We start from the raw sequence: 4,469 nt of genomic DNA on the forward strand, positions 1-4,469 counted from the left end.
AAAAGCTGCCCCAAAAATACTGGTAATTGCTGCCGCTATGCTTAAAGTTATCTTGTATCTTTCGCAAACCTTATCGAAGGAGTGATAAGTGATTAAATGAACCAACCACTGATTTAAACCGTGAAATCCTCCCAAGAAAAAACCAACCACCACAGGAGGTAGTTTTAAGTAATAAATAGCAACGAAAAAAGGAACATCCATCAAAGGATTAAAGAAAGTTTGTATCTGTGCGGGTAGGACATCATACTTAAAACGTCCCGTTAATAACATATAGGGATTATAAAAATGATAATTGCGTAAATCCCAACTAACATCTTGACCTAAGATAACTGATAAAATCCCTAATCCGATAAAATAAACTACTGCCCAGAAGAGGGGATGAGTGAGGGTGAACCGTTTTAATAATGCCATAATTTAATCAATAATTTTGGTGACTTCGACGAGAAAACTAAACCCAATAGGACTGTTTACTTTCAGCAAAAGCCAATCAGTTATTAGTTTTTACTGTGCCATTAGACTAATTACTAGCTCTGGGATGAGTCGGCCTTTTAGCTGATAGCTTTTTACTTGATATACCATGTTTGGCTAACAAATACAAACGGAAACTTTTGACTCCAAAAAACGTCTTTGGGCAAGTTGACCAAATTTTGATATACTAAGGTGATAAAATTGCCCACCATACTGACTCGATCGCCCATGAAGTCCAGAAAAGGGTTAATCTCGGTCAAGCAAGCTTATCTAAAAATTCTATCGGTCATCCTAGTTCTGGCGATAATCGGTTTATCGGTTGTCGGAAACTATGGTATCACTTGGGACGAACCGATCGAAGTGGATATGGTCAATCATAATCTCGAATATATCCGAGAAAACAAGCCCATATCAGAAATGTCGCGTCATTACGGCTTTTATTTTAACTACATATCCCAACTTATCTATGAAACCAAAGAAAATTTTTTCCCTGCTACCCCCAATCTTCCCCCCAATCCCACCGATAAGGAGGAATGGCTATCGAGGATCTGGCAAATAACCCGGGTTAAGCACGTCGTCACCTTTCTTTTTTCCCTGATTACCTATCTATCGGTGGTGGGAATCGTCGCTATCCTAGCAGGAATCGAATCTGCTTGGTTAGGTGCGCTAATTTTAGCCCTATTTCCCGCTTTTTGGGGTCATAGCTTCTTTAATCCCAAAGATATTCCCTTTGCAGCCATGTTCACCCTCGGAACCTTCGCTGGTTCCCTATTGCTAGATAAATATTTTCGATCCGAAAATCAGGCTATTAAACTAGGATTTAACCGTTTAACCGTTTATTCTTGTCTCTACGGGGTTCTCGCTGGTTTAATCACCGGAATTCGCATCGGTGGCTTTTTTATCCTCTTTTATCTCATCTTCGCCCATCTGGTGGCCCGATGGGATATCAAAACCCTCCCCAAAACTCTCTGGCGTTTTCTGCCCCTATACGCAGTTATTATAATTTTTTGGGCAATAACAACCTATATAGTCCATCCTGCCGCTTGGAGAACCCCGATTACTTGGTTTATCGAAGCGATAACCCTCATGTCAAAGTATAACATCTGGGATAATACGGTTCTCTTTGACGGTCAAAATATCCCCGGTCGTTCCCTACCGTGGTACTATCTACCCCGGCTATTTTCCCTCACCACCCCCGTCCTCCTGCAAATCGCCGCCCTGGTCGGTGTAATTGGGATTTTGACAAAAATGACCAAATTAACGCCAACCCAGCGTGCTTGCGCCCTAATCACCGTACTCCAAGCGTTTTTACTGCCTACCGTTGCTATCCTGCGTCAATCTACTCTCTACGACGGCATCCGTCACTTTTTATTTGTCATTCCCGCCCTAGCAGCGATCGCAACTACGGCCATTATTTGGACATACCATAAACTCAAACAAAAGTCAATAAAAATCTTTCTCACTACCCTGCTAATCCTCAACTTTAGCCTCATTGTCCACGACATGATTAGCCTACATCCCTACGAATACACCTACTATAACCGCGCCTACGGAGGCTTAAAAGCGGCCCAAGGTCAACAGGAAACCGATTACTGGGGATTAAGTCTCAAAGAGGGGATGGAATGGCTTAATCAAAATGCCGCCGCTAACTCTACCATTGTCGTTGCCGGTCCGATGTTTGCGGCGGAAATGGTAGAGAATCACCAACGAAACCTGACAATGATCTATCGAGATGACTTTGCTTGGGGAAAGGCCGCCGACCCCGATTATTATCTAGCTATATCCCGATACGATTATTTCCAAGCTTTCCCCCATTGTCCCATTGTTCATGCCGTCCAACGTCAAGAAACACCCCTAACTATCATTAAACATTGTCGTCAGCCATGATCGAAATGACCGCTATTCCGCCGATTTCCCTGAAAAACTACCGTATCGCCGCCATCATTCCCTGTCACAATGAAGAACTAACGATCGCTAAAGTTGTCTCCCAATTTCAAACTTTTTTGCCAGAAGCGGCAATATATGTTTATAACAACCGCTCTACCGATGATACCGTGACCGAAGCACTGAAAGCGGGGGCGATCGTGCGTCAGGAAATCCAACCGGGAAAAGGCAATGTTGTCCGGCGGATGTTTGCCGATATCGAGGCCGATATCTATATTCTTATTGATGGTGATGATACCTACGAAATTGCGGCAGTACGTCGCTTAATTGAACGAATGTTGGGGGAACAATTGGATATGGTGGTCGGTGCGCGTCGGGAAGCGGTAAAATCCTCCCAGGCTTATCGCCGGGGTCATCGCGCTGGTAATCTGTTTTTAACAGGATTCGTTAAATTTCTGTTTGGAGCGCGTTTAATCGATATGCTCTCCGGTTATCGTGTCTTTTCCCGTCGTTTCGTCAAATCTTTTCCCGCTTTATCCAATGGTTTCGAGATTGAAACCGAGTTAACTATCCACGCTTTAGAATTAAAAATTCCCTTCGCTGAAGAACCAACCCTCTACGGGGAACGTCCCGAAGGTTCCCAAAGTAAGTTAAAAACCTTTCAAGATGGCTGGCGGGTATTGGGAACCGCTATCCTACTTTTTAAAGAAATTCGTCCTTTTCTCTTTTTTAGCCTTGTCTCGCTCATTTTGGCGGTTATTTCCCTCCTCTTAGCGATCCCCGTCCTGTTTGAATACCTCGAAACTGGCTTAGTACCACGTTTTCCCACCGCCATTTTATCGGCCTCGATCATGCTTTTAGCCTTTTTAAGTTTGACCTGTGGCATGATCCTCGATTCCGTCTCCCGGGGACGAAAAGAGATGAAACGAATGGCTTATCTAGCTAACAGTTGGCCAAAAGGTTAGGGAAAAAAGTTCACTAAACATACAGGTCTAGGTCATATATCGGGTTAAACCGTCTCTAACCGTTGCAGCACGGAGGAGGGTTTTTTGTCAATAAATTCCGCTGGCGAAATTTGATATTTAATCAGATTGGCTAATTCCTGTAGTTGGCTGATGGCTTCCGCGCCTTCGAGTTTCATTAACTCTCGATCATCGCGCATTTCTGTCCAAGTGATGCCGTAATCGGACACGAGAAACCGAATTAGATGGGTTTCCCCCAATCCCACCATAAAGGATGCGCTGTTCATTTGACCGCCACAGGTGTAGCAAGATGCTAGATAACCTTGATTTTCTAGTGCGATCGCTAAGGCCTGTAAATCCATGACTAAGTCTTTGACCAGTTGGCGATGCTGTTCTGCAAGTCGTTTAAACACAATTTTCCTCCTGATAACACTCCTCAATTATAAAACCTTAATACTTTTTTAAGATTCTTTTTTGAGAGAATAAGATATGTGAACCAGGTTTTTTTACGGATGTTAAGCAACAAAATGTAAAGAACCCGAGGCCTAGGGTAGCGTGAATTCCTGAGTTCGCCAAGTATATATAACTACAAAGCCACCAGTTTATCCATCTTTCCACCTCCTATATCCCAACTATTCCCATCATGCCTATTTTTAAAGTTTATGATCCAGTTTCGACAAAAAAGTTCGCAAATCTAGATTGACAATTACTTGACACTCCCGTTGCCTAAAGGCGTGGGGATTCTTCGTTCACGGGGAGATGCCTTGCAAAAGCATTGCCTTTACTTGGTCTTACTCTCCCTCCAGAAGCAGTAGCGGTATGCCCTACCGCCAAAATTCGTAAACCTTCATCTCGAATATTCTTAGCAGCATTGATGTCTCTATCGTGGGTTTCTCCACACTTAGGACATTGCCAACTACGAGTCTCTAAACTCAAGCTATCAACAGGATTTAAGCAGTTACTACAGGCCTTGGAACTGGGAAAAAATCTGTCAACTTCTATATAGGGGCTGCTGAAAAAGTTTGTTGGTGGGGGCAGGGTGTGGGGTGTGGGGTGTGGGGTGTAGGGTTTTACCGATTTTGAGGTAGTCAGTTACCTAATTTTCAGGGAAAAAGTACCTGAATTTTACCCCCGATCCCTCCAATGGTCGGCACT

Annotated in this window: 3 protein-coding genes and 2 pseudogenes; 2 read left to right on the forward strand and 3 right to left on the reverse strand. The window is 43.6% G+C overall.

Annotated elements, in window-relative coordinates; translation table 11 throughout:
• A pseudogene (locus tag PX484_RS07745) lies at positions 1-411 on the reverse strand (hypothetical protein); the annotation flags it as partial.
• A gap of 285 nt (positions 412-696) precedes the next feature.
• Between PX484_RS07745 and PX484_RS07750 the strand changes: the two are divergent.
• Positions 697-2,355, forward strand: coding sequence for an ArnT family glycosyltransferase (locus PX484_RS07750; protein WP_287670310.1), 1,659 nt, complete (start codon positions 697-699; stop codon positions 2,353-2,355).
• On the forward strand, positions 2,352-3,317 hold the full coding sequence (locus PX484_RS07755; RefSeq protein WP_002801758.1) for a glycosyltransferase family 2 protein: 966 nt from the start codon (positions 2,352-2,354) through the stop codon (positions 3,315-3,317). Before PX484_RS07750 ends, PX484_RS07755 begins: the two co-directional genes overlap by 4 nt.
• Before the next feature lie 44 nt (positions 3,318-3,361).
• On the opposite strand, the gene PX484_RS07760 is transcribed toward PX484_RS07755, so the two are convergent.
• A complete protein-coding gene (locus PX484_RS07760) occupies positions 3,362-3,727 on the reverse strand; it encodes a DUF1815 family protein (RefSeq protein ID WP_002801757.1) in 366 nt (121 codons plus the stop codon).
• 313 nt (positions 3,728-4,040) lie between these two features.
• Positions 4,041-4,319: pseudogene (locus PX484_RS07765) on the reverse strand (zinc ribbon domain-containing protein); the annotation flags it as partial.
• Positions 4,320-4,469: the final 150 nt, after the last annotated feature.

This window comes from Microcystis sp. M49636_WE2 (assembly GCF_030065375.1).
Classification (GTDB): domain Bacteria; phylum Cyanobacteriota; class Cyanobacteriia; order Cyanobacteriales; family Microcystaceae; genus Microcystis; species Microcystis aeruginosa_C.